Below are 1757 nucleotides of genomic sequence, written 5' to 3'. Positions count from 1 at the left end.
GGCATTTCTTCAAACTCAGTGCCTTTGATTTGATTGTTCAAATTGGTGATGTAAGTTTGATGGTGTTTGCCGTAGTGAAACTCCAAAGTTTCTTTGGTCAGATGGGGAGATAACGCATCCAGTTCATAAGGCAATTGTGGCAGCTTGTGTTCCATTTTTATGCTCCTAATTATTGATATTTATATTTTGGTAGTGTACGTCGTCATATTGACAACATAGCTATTTTACCTGCTTTAGCCTAAACAAACCAATTGAACTTACACTGCGTTATAATAGCGGATTACAATTTTCCAGCCAGAGATGCCCGTCATGAGCAATTATTCCGATATGCCGTCTGAAGACCGTGAAATCAGCGCATTATCACTGCCGCCACATTCCACAGAAGCGGAGCAATCCGTATTGGGCGGCCTGATGCTGGAAAATTCTGCTTGGGACCGTATTGCCGATGTCGTTTCCGGCGAGGATTTCTACCGCCACGAACACCGCCTGATTTTTCGTGCCATTGCCAACCTGATTAACGAAAGCCGCCCTGCCGACGTCATTACCGTTCAAGAAAGTTTGGAACGCAATGAAGAATTGGAAGCAGCAGGCGGATTCAACTATCTGATTACACTGGCGCAAAACACGCCATCCGCTGCCAATATCCGCCGCTACGCCGAAATCGTGCGAGAACGTTCCATCATGCGCCAGCTTGCCGAAGTCGGCACGGAAATTGCGCGTAGCGCATACAATCCACAAGGGCGCGATGCAGGTCAGCTTTTGGACGAGGCGGAAAACAAAGTATTCCAAATTGCCGAAAGTACCGCCAAATCCAAACAAGGCTTCCTTGAGATGCCCGACCTTTTGAAAGAAGTGGTCGAGCGCATCGATATGCTTTATTCGCGCGACAATCCTGATGAAGTAACCGGTATATCGACAGGCTTTATCGACCTCGATAAAAAAACATCAGGCCTCCAACCGGGCGATTTGATCATCGTCGCAGGCCGTCCTTCCATGGGTAAAACCGCCTTTTCGATCAACATCGCAGAACACGTTGCCGTAGAGGGCAAGCTGCCTGTTGCCGTATTCTCGATGGAAATGGGCGGTGCGCAGCTGGTTATGCGTATGCTGGGTTCTGTCGGACGTTTGGATCAAAGCGTTTTAAAAACCGGCAGATTACAAGACGAACACTGGGGCCGTCTGAACGAGGCGGTCGTTAAACTCTCCGATGCACCCATGTATATCGATGAAACGCCGGGTTTGACTGCACTCGAACTGCGCGCCCGCGCCCGTCGTCTTGCCCGCCAGTTCAACGGTAAATTGGGCTTGATCGTCATCGACTACCTGCAATTAATGTCAGGCTCCGGCCGTTCTGACAACCGCGCTTCCGAGCTTGGCGAAATTTCCCGCTCACTCAAAGCATTAGCCAAAGAATTGCAAGTTCCCGTCATTGCACTGTCGCAGTTAAGCCGTACCGTTGAGCAGCGTACCGACAAACGCCCGATGATGTCCGACTTGCGTGAATCCGGCGCAATCGAACAAGATGCCGACTTGATTATGTTTATGTATCGTGATGAATACTACAACTCAGAATCACCCGCAAAAGGCTTGGCGGAATGTATTATCGGTAAACACCGTAACGGTCCCGTCGGGAAAGTATTCCTCACTTGGATGGGTCAATTTACCAAATTTGATAATGCCGCCTATGTTCCAGAATCCATGTTGATGGAAGATTGAGACAGATTGTCTGAAAAACTAACCGAATTTCATATTTCATT

General features: G+C 48.4%; 1 protein-coding gene and 1 pseudogene. One reads left to right on the top strand and one right to left on the bottom strand.

Annotated features, from left to right (window positions below; genetic code table 11):
• Window positions 1–155, bottom strand: a pseudogene (locus tag ACTHS3_RS12315) (superoxide dismutase [Fe]); the annotation flags it as partial.
• Window positions 156–309: 154 nt separating this feature from the next.
• Between ACTHS3_RS12315 and dnaB the strand changes: the two are divergent.
• A complete protein-coding gene (gene dnaB / locus ACTHS3_RS12310) occupies window positions 310–1716 on the top strand; it encodes a replicative DNA helicase (RefSeq protein ID WP_036490624.1) in 1407 nt (468 codons plus the stop codon).
• Window positions 1717–1757 lie beyond the last annotated feature (41 nt).

The sequence above is a fragment of the Neisseria sp. P0009.S007 genome, assembly GCF_051962515.1.
The sequence above is the reverse complement of the archived record's forward strand: the minus strand, read 5'-3'. Positions and strand labels throughout refer to the sequence as shown.

Coding starts and splice junctions, on each gene's coding strand:
- dnaB (WP_036490624.1), top strand. CDS start 310: ATGAGCAATTATTCCGATATGCCGTCTGAAGACCGTGAAATCAGCGCA.